The sequence below is a fragment of the Acinetobacter sp. Swhac1 genome (genome assembly GCF_013390985.1).
GTDB lineage: Bacteria > Pseudomonadota > Gammaproteobacteria > Pseudomonadales > Moraxellaceae > Acinetobacter > Acinetobacter towneri.
In genome coordinates this window covers 38878-58276 of record NZ_JACASN010000011.1, presented here as the reverse complement: position 1 = coordinate 58276, position 19399 = coordinate 38878, and the positions used below count along the sequence as shown (strand labels likewise).

Below are 19399 nucleotides of genomic sequence, written 5' to 3'. Positions count from 1 at the left end.
TATGTCAAAAATTCTAATAAAACAAAGACCTTTACTTACACGCCCTGAAAACTTTCAGGGCGTCTCTACATTTGTTGCTCAAATTTTAGCGCGCCGTGGCGTTGCGTCTGAGCAGGAACTAGAACTTAAACTGAAGCACTTACTTGCTCCAAATATGAAAGGTCTACCTGACGCCATTCAGCTGATGGATCAAGCGATTGATCAGCAGAAAAAAATTGTAATTGTGGGCGATTACGATGCCGATGGCGCGACCAGTACCACACTCATGATTTTGGCATTGCGCGAAATGGGCGCACACGTGCAGTATTTAGTACCTGACCGTTTTAAATATGGTTATGGCTTAACCCCCGCCATTGCCGATTTGGCTTTTGAGCGTTATGCACCTGATTTATTAATTACGGTAGATAACGGAATTTCCAGTCATGAAGGTGTGGAGCGTGCGCAAGCTTTGGGGATGCAGGTCATCATTACCGATCACCACCTCACCACAAAAGCCACTCCAAATGCAGAGGCTGTGGTGAATCCGAATCAATTGGGTTGTGATTTCCCAAGTAAAGCCTTGGCAGGTGTGGGCGTGGCATTTTATGTGTTGGCCAACTTATCCAGTCAGCGTAAAAAACAGGGTAAATCTGCTGCAAATTTAACGCAATATTTAGATTTGGTGGCTTTGGGCACCTATGCCGATGTCGCTAGTCTGGATTATAACAACCGTATTTTGGTGGATGCAGGCTTGAAACGGATACAGCAGAATTTATGTCGTCCTGGGATTAGCGCATTGCTGGATTTGGCAGGACGTGAACCCGCACAGCTCAAAGCGCAGGATTTGGGTTTTGTCTTGGGGCCACGTATCAATGCTGCAGGGCGCATGGAAACCATGGACATTGGAATCGAGTGTTTACTGGCAGCGGATATGCAAAGTGCCTATGCTTTGGCGCGTCAGTTAAATAGTTTGAATCAGGAACGCCGTCAGGTTGAAGGGCAAATTAAACAAGATGCGCTGGCAGAGTTGGAAAAGCTGCAGTTAGATCAAAGCGATTTACCGCATGCCTTGATCATGTTTGAAGAACATTGGCACCAAGGTGTGATTGGAATTGTTGCAGGACGCTTAAAGGAACAGTTTCATCGCCCTGCGATTGTATTTGCTGCCGATGAAGATGGTGAGCATATTAAAGGCTCTGCCCGTTCAATTGAAGGGGTTCACATACGTGACACCATTGAATTGGTCGCAGAGCAATATCCATATTTGGTCAGTCATTTTGGTGGGCATGCGGCTGCGGCAGGTTTGACCATTAAAAAGGCGCACTTTGCAGAATTTAAACAGGTCTTTGAACAGATCATTGCGCAAATGGATGCGGATTTATTTCATGCTGTGCTATGGACAGATGGTGAATTGCCGCAAGAAGCTTTTGATTTACACACGGTAGATTTATTACAGCATTTGGCGCCGTGGGGACAAAAGTTTCCGCAGCCTGTGTTTGAGGGACGGTTTAAAGTGGTTGATTTTAGATGGTTGAAGGACAGTCATTTAAAATTGCGTTTGGCATTGGACAATGGGCAAGTGGTTGATGCGATTGCGTTTGGTGCTAAAGATAAATTTGAATTTAACCCGATGCGGGATGATGTGCGTTTGGTTTATGAGTTAGAGCGCAATGTGTTTAATGGCAATGTGAGTTTGCAGTTGCAGATTGTGCATTTGGAGCAGTAATCCAAATAAAAAAATCCGCTCAAATTTGAGCGGATTTTTTTGCTTTTAATGTAAGGGATTAGAAGCGATAAGCAGCACGAAGACCGAAGACATTTGCATTTTCTTCAAAGTCAATAGAGCCTTCTAGGCTGACTTGTTGATTGAAGAATTTTTTAGCACGAATTTGGAAGGTATCATCTTCACCGTCATCGGTATAACCGAGGCCAATGCTAAATGTTTTGTCGAGATATAGATCAGTACCTAGGGTGAAAATTTCATCATCAGCAAAAATAACGCCACCTTCAAAGTTCATGTCGTATGCACCGACTTGAGTAACATATTTAGCGCGTAATGTTGCATCAGAATCATCAGTATTATCGTTATCAAAACCAGCAATACCCGCTGCAATGAGTAAACCTGAAACTGGAAGGTAACCTAACTCAGCTGTATAACTTGTAGTGTCAAAATCCTCAGAACCATCTTTTTCAATTGTTGATTGACCAATGCTAGCACTTACATAGAAGTCTGTATTTGGAACAAAATATTCAACACCGATACCAAAAGTTGTGCTTTCGGCTACATCAAAATCCATATAACTAATAGCGGCACTAACGTTGCTCGCACGATTTAAAAACGCAGCTTCATTTAATGGTGAGTTCTTCACTTGAACTGGATTAAAGTAAAAAGTTCCATCAAGCGCAAAACCTGTAGACGTATCTGCATTTTCATAATCAGGATCAATCACTAAAAGTGATCCAACAATTTCAGCTTGATACGCATGAGCAGTACTTAAACCAGCTAGAAGAGCAGTTGCAAGCGCAAGTTTTTTAAACATTATTGAGATTCCCTCTGTTATAGAAATATGACTGTTTTGTTACAGTTGTTGCTGATTGTACGGAAAATACTCAGCACGTTAATGCACTATTTCTACCTAACTGCTTTATTTTAGGGCATAAAAAAAACACCCTTCCGAAGAAGAGTGCTGTTTGAATATCTAATTAGGCTAAACTTAGAAGCGATATTTTGCAGCGACACCAAAGCGGTTATAGTCATTGTTGCCAACTTCACCAAAGCCAACACGGCCTTCGAGGCTGATTTGCGGGGTAAAGAATTTACGTGCATTAATACCAAATTCGTTAGTATCACCGTAGTCACGATCTTTACTGTAGTAGTCTACACCTAGACTTAAGGTTTTATCGATGAAGTAATCTGCCGCAAGATTATATTCGTCTAAATCACCAAAACCTGCGCCTGCTTCTAAGTTGATATCTTTACCATTGCTTAGAGAAGTGACATATTTAGCGCGAAGCGTAGGATCGACACCGTCGTCATAATCGTTGTCGTAGCCTTTTAGACCTGCAGCAATTAATAAACCTGGTGCGGGTAAATAACCGACTTCAGCGCCATAAACAGTCTCATCAAAATCGCCACCGCGGTCAAATTTCATATCGTCGCGACCAACATTACCACTCACATAGAAATCTGAGTTAGGAATGTAAACTTCAGCACCTACGCCGTAACGATGACGTTCATCATTACCGACTTCGTCATATTGGTATTTGGCATTTACGTTGCTAGCACGATCAAGGAACGCTGCTTCTGCCAAAGGTGCATTACGGGTTTGTACAGGGTTAAAGTAATAAGTACCATCTACACCGAATGAACCGCTTGAACTGCCGTTGTCTGGATCAATCAGTCCTGCTGATGCACCAATTTCAGCTTGGTATGCGTTCGCAGTACCAGTGATAGCCAAAGCTGAAAGTAGGGCGGATGCGATTGCTAATTTTTTCATGGAAAGTACCCCTCTGAAATCTGGTTAACAGTTAAACTTTTTGTTACAACTTTTAGTCTAGGCGAAAAAAAATCAGCGTCAATCACAGGAAAGTTGCCGCTTTGTTACAAGCGTAAATTTGTGTAATATTTTGAGTTTAAGTGATTGAAATAAAAATGAAATAATTAAATGTTTTGTTTTATTAAAACTATGTGTATTTTGTGAATTTTACTAAAGTTGATCATTAAATCATCAAACTTGTTTCATCTTTGTTTTATTTTGGCGGGTTGAAGCAATTGCCATACACCACTTTTTAAGCATGTTTTCAGCTAAATGTGTCAGGCAAAAACTCAGGGCGATGGATCAGCCATTAAGATAAACATCGGTGTTAATCGAGCATGCTATTTTAGGTTGGATATCATCAGGCTTTCACTTTAAAAGTTTAAAGCGATCTTTATTTTTAACCACATTTAGCATTCAACCTATAAAAGCTGAAAAGTTATGCTGGAATTTACAGCAGGGTAGAAATGCCAGAACAGGTCTGTGCTACAATTATCAGCTAATAAGCTTCATTGTTAATTGAGAGAATTTACGTGGAAATTAATCCTTATCTAAACCAATTAAAAGACTTGAACGAACGTGGTCAAACACTACGGGGGTATCTTTGACTACGATCTGAAAAAAGAGCGTTTAGAAGAGGTTCTCCGCGAGTTAGAAGATCCTGCAATTTGGAATGATCAAAGTCGTGCGCAAGCCATGGCCAAAGAAAAGGGCGAGCTTGAAAACGTGATTCATGTCCTAGAAGGTTTGGCGACACAGTTAGAAGATGCCCAAGCCATGTTGGACTTAGCCGTTGAAGCCGATGATGAAGATTTATTGGTGGATGTGCAGTCTGAATTGACTTCTGCTGAAGAAGAACTGGCGAAATTAGAATTCCGCCGTATGTTCAGCAATCCAATGGATCCAAACCCATGCTATGTCGAAATTCAGGCAGGTTCGGGTGGTACAGAAGCGCAAGACTGGGCATCGATGCTGTTGCGTATGTATATGCGCTGGATTGAACGTCACGGCTTTAAAGCAGAATTGATGGAAGAGTCAGATGGCGATGTGGCAGGGATTAAATCTGCAACCATTCGTGTAGAAGGTGAGTATGCCTATGGTTGGTTGCGTACTGAATCAGGCGTACATCGTTTAGTGCGTAAATCGCCATTTGACTCAGGTAACCGTCGTCATACGTCATTCTCTGCGGTGTTTGTTTCGCCAGAAGTTGATGACAACATTGAAATTGATATTAACCCTGCCGATGTTCGTACCGATACTTACCGTGCTTCAGGTGCGGGTGGTCAGCACATTAACAAAACTGACTCTGCGGTACGTTTAACCCACGCACCTACAGGTATTGTGGTGGCATGTCAGAACCAGCGTTCACAACACGCCAACCGTGACCACGCATGGAAACAGTTACGTGCCAAGTTATACGAACTGGAAATGAGCAAACGTAATGAGGCGGCTCAAGCACTGGAAGACTCGAAGTCAGATATTGGTTGGGGCAGCCAAATTCGTTCTTATGTATTGGATGACTCGCGGATTAAAGACTTGCGTACAGGGGTGGAAACCTCAAATACGGGTGCAGTTTTAGATGGTGATTTAGACAAATTTATTGAAGCCAGTTTGAAACAAGGCCTGTAAGTTTAAATTTACAGGACCCAATAAGTCTGCCCAATTCGGTTGATCTGCTTAAATTGTTTAAACAATTTGTATAAATCGTAAAAAAGCGATATTAATATCGAAAAAATACGATATATTAAAGGCAGCTGCTGAATTGGGCTTATATTTACGAATATGTGTCTGAATGATGGATGTCGATTTAATATTTAAAGCCTTAGCCAATCCTACCCGTCGGCAAATTTTAGAATGGTTAAAAGCACCAGACCAATTTTTGTCGGTAGAAGAGTGTGGCGACTTTAAGCGTGGCGTATGTGCGGGACACATTGAGCGTTTGGGCAAGGTGTCGCAATCGACTATGTCAAATCATTTATCGGTACTGCAACAGGCAGGCCTTATTCGTGCAGAAAAGTATGGGCAATGGTCGTATTTTTCTCGTAATGAAGCACTGATTCAGCAATACATCGAATATTTAAAACACTCACTTTAACTGTGAGATTAGAGGCAAAAATGGCTGAATTAGACTCTCCTTTAGTTTTGGGTGATCTGCATCTAAAAAACCGTGTGGTGATGGCACCTTTAACCCGTAGCCGCGCCAGCGATGACCGTGTTCCAACGCCAATGATGGCAGAATATTATGCACAGCGTGCCAGTGCAGGTTTGATTCTTTCAGAAGCAACGGTAATTTCTGAAGAAGCCAATGGTTATTTAAATACCCCAGGATTGTTTACCGATGCTCAGGTCGAAGGCTGGAAAAAGGTCACTCAAGTGGTTCATGAGAAGGGCGGTCTGATTGTTGCCCAGCTTTGGCATGTTGGTCGTGTATCGCATCCGGATCTGTTAAATGGTGAAACACCAATCTCTGCAAGTGCAGTACAACAAGCGGGTCATGTCAGCTTGTTACGTCCAAAACGTCCATACGTTACGCCACGTCCTTTGGAAGTTTCTGAAATTCACGCGATTACCGAGCAATATAAACAAGCCGCCATCCGTGCCAAAGAAGCAGGATTTGATGGGGTAGAGTTGCATGCAGCCAATGGTTATTTGATTGATCAATTCCTGCAAAGCAAAACCAACCAACGTGACGATGAATACGGTGGTGCTGTGGAAAATCGTGCGCGTTTCTTGTTAGAAGTGATGGACGCCTTAATTGAAGTCTGGGGCGCAGGTCGAGTCGGTGTGCATTTAGCACCACGTGGCGATGAGCACGACATGGGAGATGATGATCCACGTGAAACCTTTGGCTATGTCATGCAGCAATTGGGGCAGCGTAAAATCGCCTTTTTCTTTACCCGCGAATATTTAGCCGAAGACAGCATTTCCCAAGAAATGAAAGTACGTTCAGGCGGTGTGCCATATATCGCGAACATGCGTTTAAGTCGTGCTGATGCCGTGGAATTATTGGCTTCGGGCAAGGCCGATGCGGTGTCATTTGGTAAGGCGTATATTGCCAATCCAGACTTGTATGAGCGTTTATTGGCAGATGTACCTTTAAACGAACTCAAGCTGGAAAACATGATTGGTACGGCCGTTGCAGAAGGCTATATCGATTATCCAACTTTGGCGGAAACACAACACGCTGTAGAATAAAAGCCAGTATAGCGCCACATGCAATTAACATGCGCGTGTGGCTCTGTTATATTTTGCCGATAATCTTTCTTTGGGGCGCATCTTTTGGCTACTCCATTTTGGTATAACGCAGCCTTGGCGCTGTTAAAACCGATTTATCAGTCACGTATTCGTAAACGTGCCGAACATCCTGAGCAATTACAACAAGAACTGCTTGAGCGTTTTGGCCCATTTCAGCCCGCTAAAAATTTACATGCCATTTGGTTTCATGTGGTGTCGGTGGGAGAAACCAATGCCGCGCAACCTCTAATTGAACATTATTTAAAAGTGGGACATCCCGTTTTAGTCACCAATACCACCAAAACGGGGCAGGCACGCGCCAAATCATTATTTTTAAAAGCACCGTATTTAGATTTATTTCAAGCCGTGTATTTACCTGCCGATCAGGTGCATTTAATTCGTGAGTTTTATCAGAAATATCAGCCTAAATTATTGGCACTGGTCGAAACAGAGTTATGGCCAAACTTGATTGATCAGGCGCAGCATTTTCAAGTCCCGTGTTTGTTGATTAATGCGCGGCTTTCGGAAAAATCGGCCAAAGGCTATGCCAAAGTTAAAGGATTGACTCGTGGCATGTTGCAAAATTTGCAGCAACTTTTGGCGCAAGACTCTGCCACACAGCAGCGTTTTATCGCATTGGGGATGCCTGCCGAGCGTACAAAAGTGGTGGGTAATATTAAATTTGATATTACTGCACCAGAAGATTTTGTAGAGCAAGCCGCGCAGTTGCAACAGACATGGCAATTGGTACATCGCAAAATTATTACCCTTGCCAGTACCCATGCGCCTGAAGAACAGCAATTATTGACTGCACTGAAACCTTATTTCGCACAGCATCCTGAACTGTTATGTATTGTTGTGCCGCGCCATCCAGAGCGTTTTGATGAAGTGGCTATGCAGGTACAAAAACTGCAACTTAATATGCAGCGCCGTAGCTTGGCTGAAGCGATTCAACCTGAAACACAAGTGTATTTAGCCGATAGTATGGGTGAAATGTGGTTGTGGTACGCCTTAAGTCAGGCCTGTTATGTCGGTGGTTCGCTGAATGAACCTGGCGGTGGGCATAATATTTTAGAGCCTTTGGCCTTAAATGTCGCCACGGTATTGGGCAAAAATTATTTTAACTTCCAAAGTATTGTGGATGAGTTTGTTGCAGCAGAAGCCGTGTATGTGGTCGAAAATGCTGAACAAGCTGTAAATACGTTAACGCAATTGTTGTTTGAACCTGCGTTACGTGCACAGCTGAATCAAAATGCTCAAGTGATTATGTATAAAAATCGTGGCTCTTTAACTGAGCATATTCACGTGATTAATCAGTATCTTTAAATATGAATATCGTTTTGCTTGACCCGCGACAGACCACAAATGAAGTGTGGTCTATTAGCACCCAGCGGCAAGTGCAGCATTTGCATACGCATGTTGGTGTGCAAGTCGGTGACACCTTGAAAGTCGGGATTCGTGGTGGCAAGCGTTATTTGACCGAAGTGGTGGAAGTCAGCGAGCAGCGAATTCAAGTCAAAGCCCTGCATGAAGAAGCTGTCCCAAAAAAACTGCCTGTGACCCTGATTGTGGCTTTGCCGCGCCCCAAAGTATTGCGTCGTTTAATTATGGATAGCGTGACGTTAGGTGTGGAAAAAATTATTTTACTGCACAGCTATCGGGTTGATAAAAGCTATTGGCAAACGCCATTTTTGCAGCAGCTCGATCAATATGTAACTTTGGGCTTGGAACAAGCAGGCGATACCATTGCACCTGAGATCCAACTTTATAAACGCTTTAAACCCTTTGTGGAAGATGTTTTGCCCGGTTTGATTTCTGCCGATTGTTCTGCTTATGTGGCGCATCCTTATACCGATCAAGCTATGCCACATACCATCCAACATCCATGCAGTATTGTGATTGGCCCAGAAGGTGGATTTATTCCCTACGAAATTGATTTGCTCGAAAAAAACGGCTGCCAAGCGCGGCACTTGGGCAACCGTATTATTCGTACTGAAACCGTTGTTGCTTATGTTTTAGGGCGTTTGTTTAGTGCGGGCTGAATCATCTTCATTGACTGCTGCATCACCACGATAAACTTTCACTTCCTGCACAGGATAAGGAATCGAAATGTGATGTTCGGCAAAAGCGGCAATTACCCGTTCTTGCACTTCACTGATGGATGCTGAAGTGGTGGTTTCCGTCGTATTTACCCACCAACGCACATTTAAATTAATCGAAAAATCGGCCAAGGCAGTGACATTGACGCTAAATGCAGGTTGGCTCAAGATTTTTATGTCACGGTCTAAAATGGCCAAAATAATATCTTTGGCTTTTTGCACGTCATCTTCATAACCAATACCGACCACAAACTCGCAACGACGACGGGTATAAGCCGTATTGACCGTTACCGCACTGGTATACACTGTAGCATTTGGAATCACGATGCGACGCCCATCGGGAGAGCGTAGGAAGGTAGCACGAATCTGAATATCTTCTACCGTACCTTCCATATTATTTACGATGATGTCATCACCAATTTTAAATGGCTCGCCAAGCAAAATCAGTACACCCGACAATAAATTCTGGAAAATATCTTTAAAAGCAAAACCAATTGCAACAGAGCCTAGACCCAAAGCACTCATGAGTTGGCTAGGGGTAAAACCTGGAATCGCAATCACCATCGCAATCAGAAAACCAAAGAAAATAATTGCAGAACTACCGACCCGATTCAGCACCAAAACCAGATTTTGTCGGGTATAGGAACGATTGTTTAGGGTCTTGCGGACAGACCATTTAAATACGCGAGCAAGCAGCCAAAACACAATCAGCACCACGGCTGCAATTATCAAATACGGCACACGCTCCCAAAATCCTTCCATAATTTTGTCGATGGTGGAATAGGCGTCATTGTACTTGGCCGTATGATTGATCACGGTCTGCGTAGTTTTTTCAGTGGCTTCTTGCAACAGTTGAGTGGTGTTTTCAGACACTTCACTGAGTGAGGGTTTTGATTCTGCCACAATAATTCCGAATTCAAAATGAAGTGACTATTTTGCCTGAAAAACTCAATTTGGTTAATGCTGCAACGCTTGCTTGTGAGTATTTTAGACAACTTGGAAAGATGTGATGTGTGTACTATTTTGTAGCACTTAGGCTGCTAGTTATATGTTGTTTTTACTATAAGACAGGGTCGCAGGTATGAATGATTGGCTGCGTAAAAAAATGTTAATACTCACGGTTATTAGACGATATTTTCTTTAAAAATAATGCAATGCGCAGTACAGTGGCATGTAAACCAGAAAAGTATGAATGCAAGAACATAGCATTCGGTCAATGATTTGGCATGCTATTGTTTGTATAAAGTTTATGCGACTAAAGCCGAATGGTGAGCCATAAAAAAGAAAGTTCATACTGTAAATGTGCAGAAATAATAATCAATAACGTGGCATACATCTCGTGAGAGATGCAAGAACATCAAGGAAGTAGCAGATGAAAGACGTATATCCTGTTCCAGATGAATTTAAAAAGACTGCCCGCACCACTGAGGCAGAATATTTTCAACGCTATCAACAATCTATAGATGACCCTGATACTTATTGGGCAGAGCAAGCCCAACGCTTAGATTGGATTAAACCTTTTACTCAAGTCAAAAATACCAACTTTGACCCCGAGCATTTTAAAATTGAATGGTTTGCCGATGGGCAACTGAATGTCAGTGCCAATTGCTTAGACCGTCATTTAAAAGAACATCCTCATAAACCTGCAATTATTTGGGAAGGAGATCATCCTTCTCGACATAAAGTGGTTTCTTTTGCTTCTTTGCATGATGAAACCTGCCGTTTTGCCAACGTACTGAAAAAGAACGGGGTGCAAAAAGGAGATCGGGTGGTGCTGTACATGCCGATGGTTTCCGAAGCTGCGATTGCCATGCTGGCCTGCGCGCGGATTGGTGCAGTGCATTGTGTGGTTTTTGGTGGTTTTTCTCCCGATGCTTTGGCTAGCCGAATTGAAGATTGTCAGGCCAAGTTAATTGTCACTGCCGACTCGGCCATGCGTGGTGGTAAGCCAATTTATTTAAAAGCCAATGTTGATGCCGCTCTAAAAGTAGCAGGTACTGACTGTGTGCAAAATGTGATTGTGGTGCATCGTACAGGCAATCCGATTGAGATGTTGCCTGAACGCGACTTGTGGTATCACATGGAAATTATGTCGGTGAATGATATCTGCCCACCCGAGCCGATGAATGCCGAAGATCCACTATTTATTTTATATACCTCGGGTTCGACTGGAAAACCCAAAGGCGTTTTGCATACCACAGGCGGTTATTTGACCTATGTGAACAGCACGTTTCGAGAAGTCTTTGACCTGAAACAGGATGATGTATTTTGGTGTACCGCAGATGTAGGCTGGATTACAGGGCATTCCTATGTCTTATATGGTCCGTTGTCGAATGGCACATCTACCGTGATGTTTGAAGGTGTACCGAACTATCCAAGTTGGGCGCGCACAGGGCATATTGTCGATAAACACAACATCACCATTTTATATACTGCACCGACTGCCATTCGCGCCATGATGCGGGAGGGAGATCGTTTTGTACGTGAAAGTGACCGCAGCAGCTTGCGTTTACTCGGTTCAGTCGGTGAGCCGATTAATCCCGAAGCGTGGAACTGGTATTACAACGTGGTAGGCGAAGGACGTTGCCCAATTGTAGATACATGGTGGCAAACCGAAACAGGGGGCATATTAATTTCAGCATTGCCTGGTGCAACGCCACTGAAACCCGGTTCGGCAACCCGCCCATTATTTGGCGTGCAACCTGCTATTGTCGATGCCGAAGGTAATGAACTGGAAGGCGCGACCGAAGGCAATTTAATTATGAAAGATTCATGGCCAGGGCAAATGCGCGGTATTTGGGGCGACCCTGCACGTTTTATTGAAGCGTATTTTTCGACCTATCCGGGTGCGTATTTTACAGGAGATGGTGCACGCCGTGATGAAGATGGCTATTACTGGATTACAGGGCGTGTGGATGATGTCTTGAATATTTCGGGGCACCGTTTAGGTACTGCGGAAATTGAAAGTGCCCTAGTAGCGCATGAAGCTGTGGCTGAAGCGGCAGTGGTGGGTATGCCCCATGAGATTAAAGGACAGGGGATTTGCACCTTTGTAACTTTGCAAGTTGGTACACCCGAGTCAGAGGAATTGCGTGAAGAATTAGTCAATTGGGTTCGCAAAATTTTGGGGCCTGTGGCAACGCCTGATGCGCTGCATTGGGCACCTGCTTTACCTAAAACCCGCTCAGGTAAAATCATGCGCCGTATTTTGCGGAAAATTGCAGCGAATGAATTGGATAGTTTAGGAGATACTTCGACTTTGGCTGAGCCGCAAGTGGTGGAGCATTTGATTGCAACGGTGTATGGGGAGAGGTAGGTTAAGGTTACTGTCACTGTACACAAAGAAGTTAGATAAGGTTTGTTTTTTATTTTTTTCGATGAAGTAAGGTGATTGTTTATATCATCTTACTTTATGCGACAACTCGTGTCGTCTTGCTTGGTAATTTGCTTGGGTGATTAAAAAATAACTGTAGAATAAATAACCATCATACAGATGATGTGGAATGGCATGAATATTCTAGGGTTACAGGCCAAGTATCGGCGTTTATATCATGAAAACTCAATTTGGAAATTATTAAGAGCAGATAACGCACCACATATTTTAGCGTTCATTGTTGACTTATTTGCAGAACAAAATGAAGTCCCTTATGGCCGTGCAAGAAATGTCTTGGATGAGTTGATTAAATCTAGTCGTGAGCAGGGTATTTGGCAGACAGAAAATAATGCAGCGCATTATTTAAATCATTGGATTCATTCAGGCTGGCTCAGAGAAATAGATGGCAAGCTGAGTAAAACGGATATTAGCGAAACCGTATTACGTTTTTGTCAGGGCTTGGATGAGCGAGCAACCCATACCACAGCATCACATTTAAGAATTGTGCAGGATGCGGTTCGTGATTTTGTGGTCGCATTGAGTGAAAATATTGAAGAACGAGTGGAGTTGCTCGAACAAAAAAAATTAGTGATTCAAAATGAAATAGATGCTTTGTTGGCGGGTGTTGTTACACAATTAGAAGAATCAGAACAAAAAGAAAGAATACGAGAAATTTATCAACTTGCTTCCATTCTTACAGGCGATTTTAGACGGGTCGAAGATGAGATTCGTCTACGAGATAAAGAGTTGCGTCTAGATATGATTAGTGGTGCTTATTCACGTGGAGAAGTATTGCTGAGCTTAATGGAAAAAGAGCAGTTGCTTGCCCAAAGTGATGCAGGCAGTGCTTTTGATGGGTTTTGTCAATTACTTCAGGATCAAGATCGTTCTACTGAGTTTAGAGAGCAGTTACGCAGTATTTTGAATCATCCTATTGCACAACAATTAAGCGAATCTCAACGTAAATATTTAGGTCAGTTAATGCGTGAGTTAGGACGCGAAAGTAGCCGAGTTTTCCAAGTCCGACGTCGTACAGAAGAAGGTTTGAGAGCTTATATTGAAAGTGGTGCAGCATTGGAAAACCGTTTGATTGATCAGTTGTTGTCGGAATTAGAAAAAAATGCAGTGGCATTGTTGGAATCGGAGTGTGATTTAAAAACAGAAGTACAAGTGGATTTAGCCGTGGGTTCCATCCAGCTGAATTCGCCTGAAAGTCTTGCTTTAAAAAGTCCCACAGAACATATGGATACACGTGAGGTCGAAGAGCAACAAAACAAGACTGAACCTAGTGATCAGATGCTGAAGTACTTAGACAATGTACGGGTTCGTGCTGTTGCTGAAAAAGTATATCAAACGCTCGCACAGAAAGGGGTGATGAGTATTGCCCACTTAACACATGAACATCCTTTACAAGCGGGGCTTGAAGAACTTGTTGCTTATTTGCGTATAGCAAAAGCCATTAAAGCACCACAAATGCAGCATACCGAGCAAGTTGAACTTAAGGATCGTTCAGGTGTGCATTTGCAGGCCAGTATTCCAGTGTATTACTTGAGTGCAGATTTATTTCCCAAAAATATAGATGAGCTGGCACTTTAAGGAGATCGAGATGCAATCAGAAAATAAGATACAACAGCATGACAACTTCTTTGAAATGGTACGCAGACCATCTTCAAATTCAGAGAAAAATATAGAAATCCAAGCTAATCAGCCTGTAGAAGATTCGTTTCCTACAACTGGGGCAGAGGAACAACATGCAGATAATCAAACAGAGATGGAGCATGCTCAGGATCGTGATACAGATGCGCTTATGCCACATGCAGCCCGACGCGTATTGGTCTATCTCATGCGTCAAGGGGTTATTCTTGCAGCAGAAAACTTAAAACTTTTTGATTTATTGTGCCGATATGAAGCGGAAATTCGTAGACATTTGGCAGAGGTTTATATCCAGTTGGTTTTGGATGCCAAGAAAGGTGTAGCTTATATCATCAATCTCGAAAGTATTGAGGATGAACAGGAAGATGAGAACCAGCCTTTAGATGATTTTCCTGTAATGATACGAAAACGAACTTTGACTGTATATGACACCTTAATTTTACTTATTTTGCGGAAGTATTATCAGGAGCGGGAAACTGCGGGTGAGCAAAAAATTATTATTGATGTTGAGCGAATCCAGAGCAGTTTAATTCCATTTATTCCTTTAACGAATCATGACAGCAAAGATCGTAAAAAGCTAAATGCAGCATTAGAAAAATTTATTGAGAAAAAAGTATTAACGGGACTGCGTGGTGAAGAAGGGCGTTATGAAATTACGCCAATTATCCGCTATGTCGTGAATGCCGAGTTTTTACAAAGTTTATTATCTGAATATCAACAATTAGCAGCAAAGGCCAAGTTGCAGCAATCCGAACAAGAATATGGAGAATCATCATGCAAGAAATGACCCTCTCAACTTTATTTGCACAAGGCCAAATTCGCTTGTCAGAAATTTCAGTATTTAACTGGGGCTCCTTCCATAACTTGCATACCGCACGTATTGATCCTGAAGGGACACTTATTACGGGAGATAATGGTGCAGGTAAATCTACCTTTATTGATGGTTTAATGGCATTGTTACAACCTGCAAGTAAAGCTAGTTTTAACGTAGCAGCTGCGCAGGGCGATCGCTCAGACCGTACATTACTCTCTTATATGCGTGGTAGTTTTGGTTCAGAACATGATGGGGCTGGAACGCGAGTAAAAAATAAGCGTGAAAAAGCAGTGACAACAGCATTAAGAGCGCTATATACCGCTGATGACGGTTCGATGATTACTTTAATTGGATTGTTTTGGGTTGGACAAGGTCAACATTCGCTGAGTGAAGTGAATCGTTTATATATGATTGCAAGTCGTAATGTGCAACTGACTGAAGTGTTAGAAAAATTTGCAGACGGTAATACTCGCCAGCTAAAACAACATTTTAATCCTAAAACAGATGCACGCGTGCATTATTTTGATAGCAAATTTGAAGACTATCAGGAGATGTATCGTAAATATTTATTTATGGATAATAAAAATGCACCTGCGTTGTTATCACGTGCTTTAGGCTTAAAGAAAATTGATGATTTGACTAAATTAATTCGCGAGTTGGTTTTAGAACCAAGCCAGGTTCGTGCTTTGGCACAGACTGCAGTAAATGAGTTTGCTGACTTAGAGGCAAACTATAAGCATTTGGTAGATGCGCGTGAACAAGTCCTACATTTACAGAAATTACCTGAGTTAGCTGTTCAAATAACAGCGTTAACTCTGCAACTGAATAATCTACAGCTCGAAAAACAAGCTTTTCCTGCATATTTAGGTGAATTGTATGTTCAGTTTTGGACTGAAAAAATACATCAGCTGGAGCAAGAGATACAGCGATTACATACGCAGTTTAAGCAATTAGAACAACAAGAACATGATGCGGAAAAACGACAAGAGCGCTGCCATGAAGACTATTTACAAGTCGGCGGTAATCGGATTGAAAACTTACAAAAAGAGCTAGAACTGATACAGCGTCAGTTAAAGCAATTAACCATAGAGGCATCGCGCTATCAGGAAGATGCTCAGCAATTACAATTGCAAGATGATTTAACCGAGCAAAATTTAATTGATAACCAAAAAATAGCCCATGAGCAGCTTCTAAATATTGGGCAAGAGAAAACCCAACGACAAGATGAGTTTGCTCAAGTCAGTAGCAAATACGCACAAACGCAACAGCAACTGAAAGAAACTCAAAGCGATATTCAGGAAATAGAAACCAGACCTAATAGTAATATTCATGATGTACATTTATTGCGTTTAAGAGATGAGCTTAGACAGCATTTAGATTTTGATGAACATGAATTAATGTTTATTGGTGAGCTCATTGATGTAAAAGAGGCTGAAAAAAGCTGGCAAGGCGCAATTGAACGAGCATTAGGTGGTTTAAAAACAACGTTATTGGTGCCGAAAGATCGTTATTCGATGGTCACTCAATGGGTGAATGCGCGTCATAATAAAACCCATGTGCGTTTACAGGTGATCCATCTTGATGCTACAGAAAGTGTGTATTTTAAAGAAAATGGTTTTCTGCGGAAATTGGTTTGGCGAGAGCATCCATATCGTGATTGGTTAAAACAACATCTGCTTCGCTTTGATCTGCAATGTGTGGCAGATACAACAATCATGAATACAACGCCTTTTTCTATGACACAACAGGGCTTAATTCATCGTGAGCAAGGTCGTTTTGAGAAAAAAGATCAACAGCGGATTGATGATCGAAAAATTTGGTGTTTGGGATTTTCCAATACTTCACGTTTAAATTTATTAAAGCATGAAGCGAAACAACTTGAGGTACAGTTGGAACAGTATGCCTTGAGTGTTGCACAATCGCGTAAGGTGCTAGATCAGGTAACACAGCATAAGAGTTTGTGGGAGCGAATGTTACGTTACCAATGGGAGATGATAAATATTCCTTATTGGACAGAGCGCCAGCAACAGACTAGCAATGACTTGCAACATTTACAACAGGCAGATACCAATATTGAACAAGCTCGACAACGTTGGGAGCTTGCAAAAGAGGAATTAAAACAACTACAGGAACATAAAGGACAGTTACAACACACTTGGGGGAAACTCAAACAGAAACTCAGTGATGCAGAAACACAACAACAACAAGCGCAAAAGGCAGCAAACCAAGGTGTCCCAGAACAAGCCAGAGAACTGTTGCTACAGCGTATAGGAGAAACACCTTGGTTGGAGGATGCTTATCTTACTGCTGTGGAAAAAGAGCTAGAGCGTTTAATTGAACATACCAGCAACCAAAATACCTCAGCAAAAAATAGCGCAACGTACATTATTGGTCAGTTTCGTGGCAAGGATAAATGGTCACATATTGCATTACAACGTGAATGGGCAGTTGGTTTGGCCGCATTGGATGATTGCGTTACCTATTTTCATGAACTAGAAAAGGAAGGTTTGCCTGCCTTAGTTGAACAGTTTGAACAGCGTCTGCAAAAACATACCATGCAGTCTTTAAGTGTGATTCAGAATCGCCTTGAGGCAGATAGAGAAGAAATTACTGACCGTATTGCCATAATTAATCAGGTTTTACGGCGTACAGAATTTAAGTCTGGCAGCTATCTAAGACTAGGATACAAAAAGGAAAAGTATCCACACGTCATAGATTTTGAGCAAAAACTAAAATGGGTCGTATCTAGTATTAATAGTATTGAATATGAACAACGTTTTAAAAAGTTAGCTGAATTAATTTCTATTTTAGAAAAAGCGAGTAACTCGGTTACAGCGCATACTTTTGAAAGCCAGCGTTTACTTGATCCTCGTCATCAAATGTCTTTCTATGCAGAAGAAGTCGATTTGGCTACAGAAGAAATACGAGATGTTTTGGAGTCATCGAGTGGTAAATCTGGCGGAGAAAAAGAATCATTTGCTGGAACCATTGTGGCAGCGAGTTTGGCTTATGTATTAACACCAGACGGCTATGATTATCCAATCTACAGTACAGTGTTTTTAGATGAAGCTTTTTCAAACACAGCTGAAGCGGTTAGTCGTCGAGTACTCAAAGTATTTAAGGCGTTGAAAATTCATGTTAATTTAATCACACCTTATAAAAACTTAAATTTAGCGCGTGAGTCAGCACGTTCTTTATTAATTGCCGAGCGAGATATTGAGAAACATGAAAGTCATTTATGTGAAATTACTTGGCAGGAAATTGATGAAAAAATGGCGCAAAAACAACAGCAACTGCATAGAGAGGCACAACAGCTTGGGGTGCAGTTAGATGCCTAAAATTGAGAAGTGGGGATTACTTCCAAATACCGTTTTGGGTGTTTTGCATAAAAAAGAATGGGAAAATCGTCGAAATTTAAAGCAGCGGTTGTTAAATCAACGTCCTTTTCCAATCGAAATTTCACTGAAAGTGCCCACAGACCAACAAGCTAGAGATAACTTGGGGCATTTTCATGCTTTTTTTAAAGCGTGGACAGATTTTGCTTATCCTGAACTGGTTGAATGGCAAGAACGGCAGTATCGACAACTTTCAGAACAACGTGTTCCAGTAAAGTTACGAATTTTTTCTTTACAGCAGCTTACTGAGCTTTTAGGAACAGAGCAACAACTTGAAAACTGGTTGGATAAAATATCCAGCTTTTTGAAGCAGTCTTTTGTGCATGATCGTCATCAGCACCGTTTATTTCAAACTTTAATTCATCATTTAGAGCAGATAGAACGCTATAGCCAACAAGAATGGCAATGGTTGATTCAGCTGATTGAACAGCTGAAACCGAATATGGGGGCAGGGCTTTATTTAAGGGCCTTGCCATTAAGCGCTGTAAACACGAAGTTTCTTGAGCAGAACTTATTGCTGACGGAGGCAATTTGCAATGTACTTTATGATGATGAGATCGTACTGGCTGGAGGGTTGTTGGCATGGCTAGATTGCTTAGATAGCCCCAAAGGTTGGTTGACGATCAAACCCGTCTGCCCAAATGTGCAGGAAAAATTGGGAGGACTCCCCGTTTTTCAATTGTCCACAGAGGTGCTAGATCAATTTGAGTTACCTGCGGAACGAATAATTGTAGTTGAAAATATTCAGTCAGGTTTAGCGTGCCCTTACTTGGAAAATAGTATTGTGGTTTGTGGTGGGGGTAAAAATATTACATGGATGAAGGCCAAGTGGTTACAGTATAAACAGGTTTTTTATTGGGGAGATATCGACTCTGAAGGTTTAAATATTTTAAGTATGGTTCGGCAAAAAATTCCACACGTGATTGCTTTAATGATGGATGAAGCCACAGTTTTACAGTTCCAAAATCATATGGTGGATGAACCAGACTCTATTTTTAGTGAGCCACAATATCTCACTGCTGACGAGTTAAAATTATTTCATGATTTGCGTGCACAGACATTTAAAAATAGGCGTTTAGAGCAAGAGCGCATTTCGGTTGATTGGGTGCATCGTTATTTAGAGTTACTTTGAAAATTAATTTGATTGATAATAAGGGGTGTAATGTTTAAACCATCTGGGCGATGGCAAACTTAAACGCATCATTTCATCTGAACTGGTCGCACTTCTAAACCATCTGGGCGATGGCAAACTGCAATTGTGATAGCTTCATAACTTTTCCTTACTTCTAAACCATCTGGGCGATGGCAAACCATGT

At 41.9% G+C, this 19399-nt stretch carries 14 protein-coding genes and 1 CRISPR repeat array (1 of these 15 cut by a window edge); of the genes, 11 read left to right on the top strand and 3 right to left on the bottom strand.

Going from position 1 to position 19399, the window contains the following annotated elements:
* Position 1: 1 nt before the first annotated feature.
* Positions 2–1705, top strand: a complete 1704-nt coding sequence (gene recJ, locus HX743_RS07635; RefSeq protein WP_178318895.1) for a single-stranded-DNA-specific exonuclease RecJ — start codon at positions 2–4, stop codon at positions 1703–1705.
* 58 nt (positions 1706–1763) lie between these two features.
* On the opposite strand, the gene HX743_RS07630 is transcribed toward recJ, so the two are convergent.
* Both HX743_RS07630 and HX743_RS07625 read right to left on the bottom strand, forming a co-directional pair.
* On the bottom strand, positions 1764–2519 hold the full coding sequence (locus HX743_RS07630; protein ID WP_178318894.1) for a putative porin: 756 nt from the start codon (positions 2517–2519) through the stop codon (positions 1764–1766).
* A gap of 174 nt (positions 2520–2693) precedes the next feature.
* Positions 2694–3476 carry a putative porin gene (locus HX743_RS07625; RefSeq protein WP_168381588.1) on the bottom strand — a complete coding sequence of 261 codons (783 nt, stop codon included), beginning with the start codon at positions 3474–3476 and terminating at the stop codon, positions 2694–2696.
* Between the two features lie 572 nt (positions 3477–4048).
* On the opposite strand from HX743_RS07625, the gene prfB reads away from it, so the two are divergent.
* The 5 genes from prfB (at position 4049) to HX743_RS07600 (ending at position 8791) form a co-directional block, all read left to right on the top strand.
* A protein-coding gene (gene prfB / locus HX743_RS07620; protein ID WP_104852716.1) for a peptide chain release factor 2 occupies positions 4049–5144 on the top strand; the annotation gives its coding sequence in 2 pieces (ribosomal slippage) (positions 4049–4120 and positions 4122–5144; 1095 coding nt in all).
* Between the two features lie 166 nt (positions 5145–5310).
* On the top strand, positions 5311–5610 hold the full coding sequence (locus HX743_RS07615; RefSeq protein WP_168417728.1) for a helix-turn-helix transcriptional regulator: 300 nt from the start codon (positions 5311–5313) through the stop codon (positions 5608–5610).
* A gap of 20 nt (positions 5611–5630) precedes the next feature.
* A complete protein-coding gene (locus tag HX743_RS07610; protein ID WP_178318893.1) occupies positions 5631–6710 on the top strand; it encodes an alkene reductase in 1080 nt (359 codons plus the stop codon).
* Positions 6711–6794: 84 nt separating this feature from the next.
* Entirely contained in the window at positions 6795–8075 is a 1281-nt protein-coding gene (locus HX743_RS07605; protein WP_178318892.1) for a 3-deoxy-D-manno-octulosonic acid transferase, read from the top strand.
* A 2-nt stretch (positions 8076–8077) separates the two neighbouring features.
* Complete coding sequence (locus HX743_RS07600) at positions 8078–8791, top strand: 16S rRNA (uracil(1498)-N(3))-methyltransferase (RefSeq protein WP_178318891.1); 714 nt, start codon at positions 8078–8080, stop codon at positions 8789–8791.
* Here HX743_RS07600 and HX743_RS07595 read toward each other — a convergent pair.
* A complete protein-coding gene (locus HX743_RS07595; protein WP_178318890.1) occupies positions 8765–9751 on the bottom strand; it encodes a mechanosensitive ion channel family protein in 987 nt (328 codons plus the stop codon). The two genes, HX743_RS07600 and HX743_RS07595, sit on opposite strands and share 27 nt — an antisense overlap.
* A gap of 469 nt (positions 9752–10220) precedes the next feature.
* Between HX743_RS07595 and acs the strand changes: the two genes are divergently transcribed.
* From acs to HX743_RS07570, 5 genes are all read left to right on the top strand, one after another.
* A complete protein-coding gene (gene acs, locus HX743_RS07590) occupies positions 10221–12164 on the top strand; it encodes an acetate--CoA ligase (protein ID WP_104852713.1) in 1944 nt (647 codons plus the stop codon).
* A 192-nt stretch (positions 12165–12356) separates the two neighbouring features.
* On the top strand, positions 12357–13817 hold the full coding sequence (locus HX743_RS07585) for a DUF3375 domain-containing protein (protein ID WP_070155917.1): 1461 nt from the start codon (positions 12357–12359) through the stop codon (positions 13815–13817).
* 10 nt (positions 13818–13827) lie between these two features.
* Entirely contained in the window at positions 13828–14661 is an 834-nt protein-coding gene (locus HX743_RS07580; protein WP_178318889.1) for a DUF4194 domain-containing protein, read from the top strand.
* Positions 14649–18026, top strand: a complete 3378-nt coding sequence (locus HX743_RS07575; RefSeq protein ID WP_178318888.1) for an ATP-binding protein — start codon at positions 14649–14651, stop codon at positions 18024–18026. The genes HX743_RS07580 and HX743_RS07575 overlap by 13 nt, the downstream gene beginning before the upstream one ends.
* Complete coding sequence (locus tag HX743_RS07570) at positions 18019–19215, top strand: Wadjet anti-phage system protein JetD domain-containing protein (RefSeq protein WP_178318887.1); 1197 nt, start codon at positions 18019–18021, stop codon at positions 19213–19215. Before HX743_RS07575 ends, HX743_RS07570 begins: the two co-directional genes overlap by 8 nt.
* 31 nt (positions 19216–19246) lie before the next feature.
* Positions 19247–19399: direct repeats of the CRISPR family, unit length 28 nt; unit sequence CTTCTAAACCATCTGGGCGATGGCAAAC; it runs 1795 nt beyond the window's last position.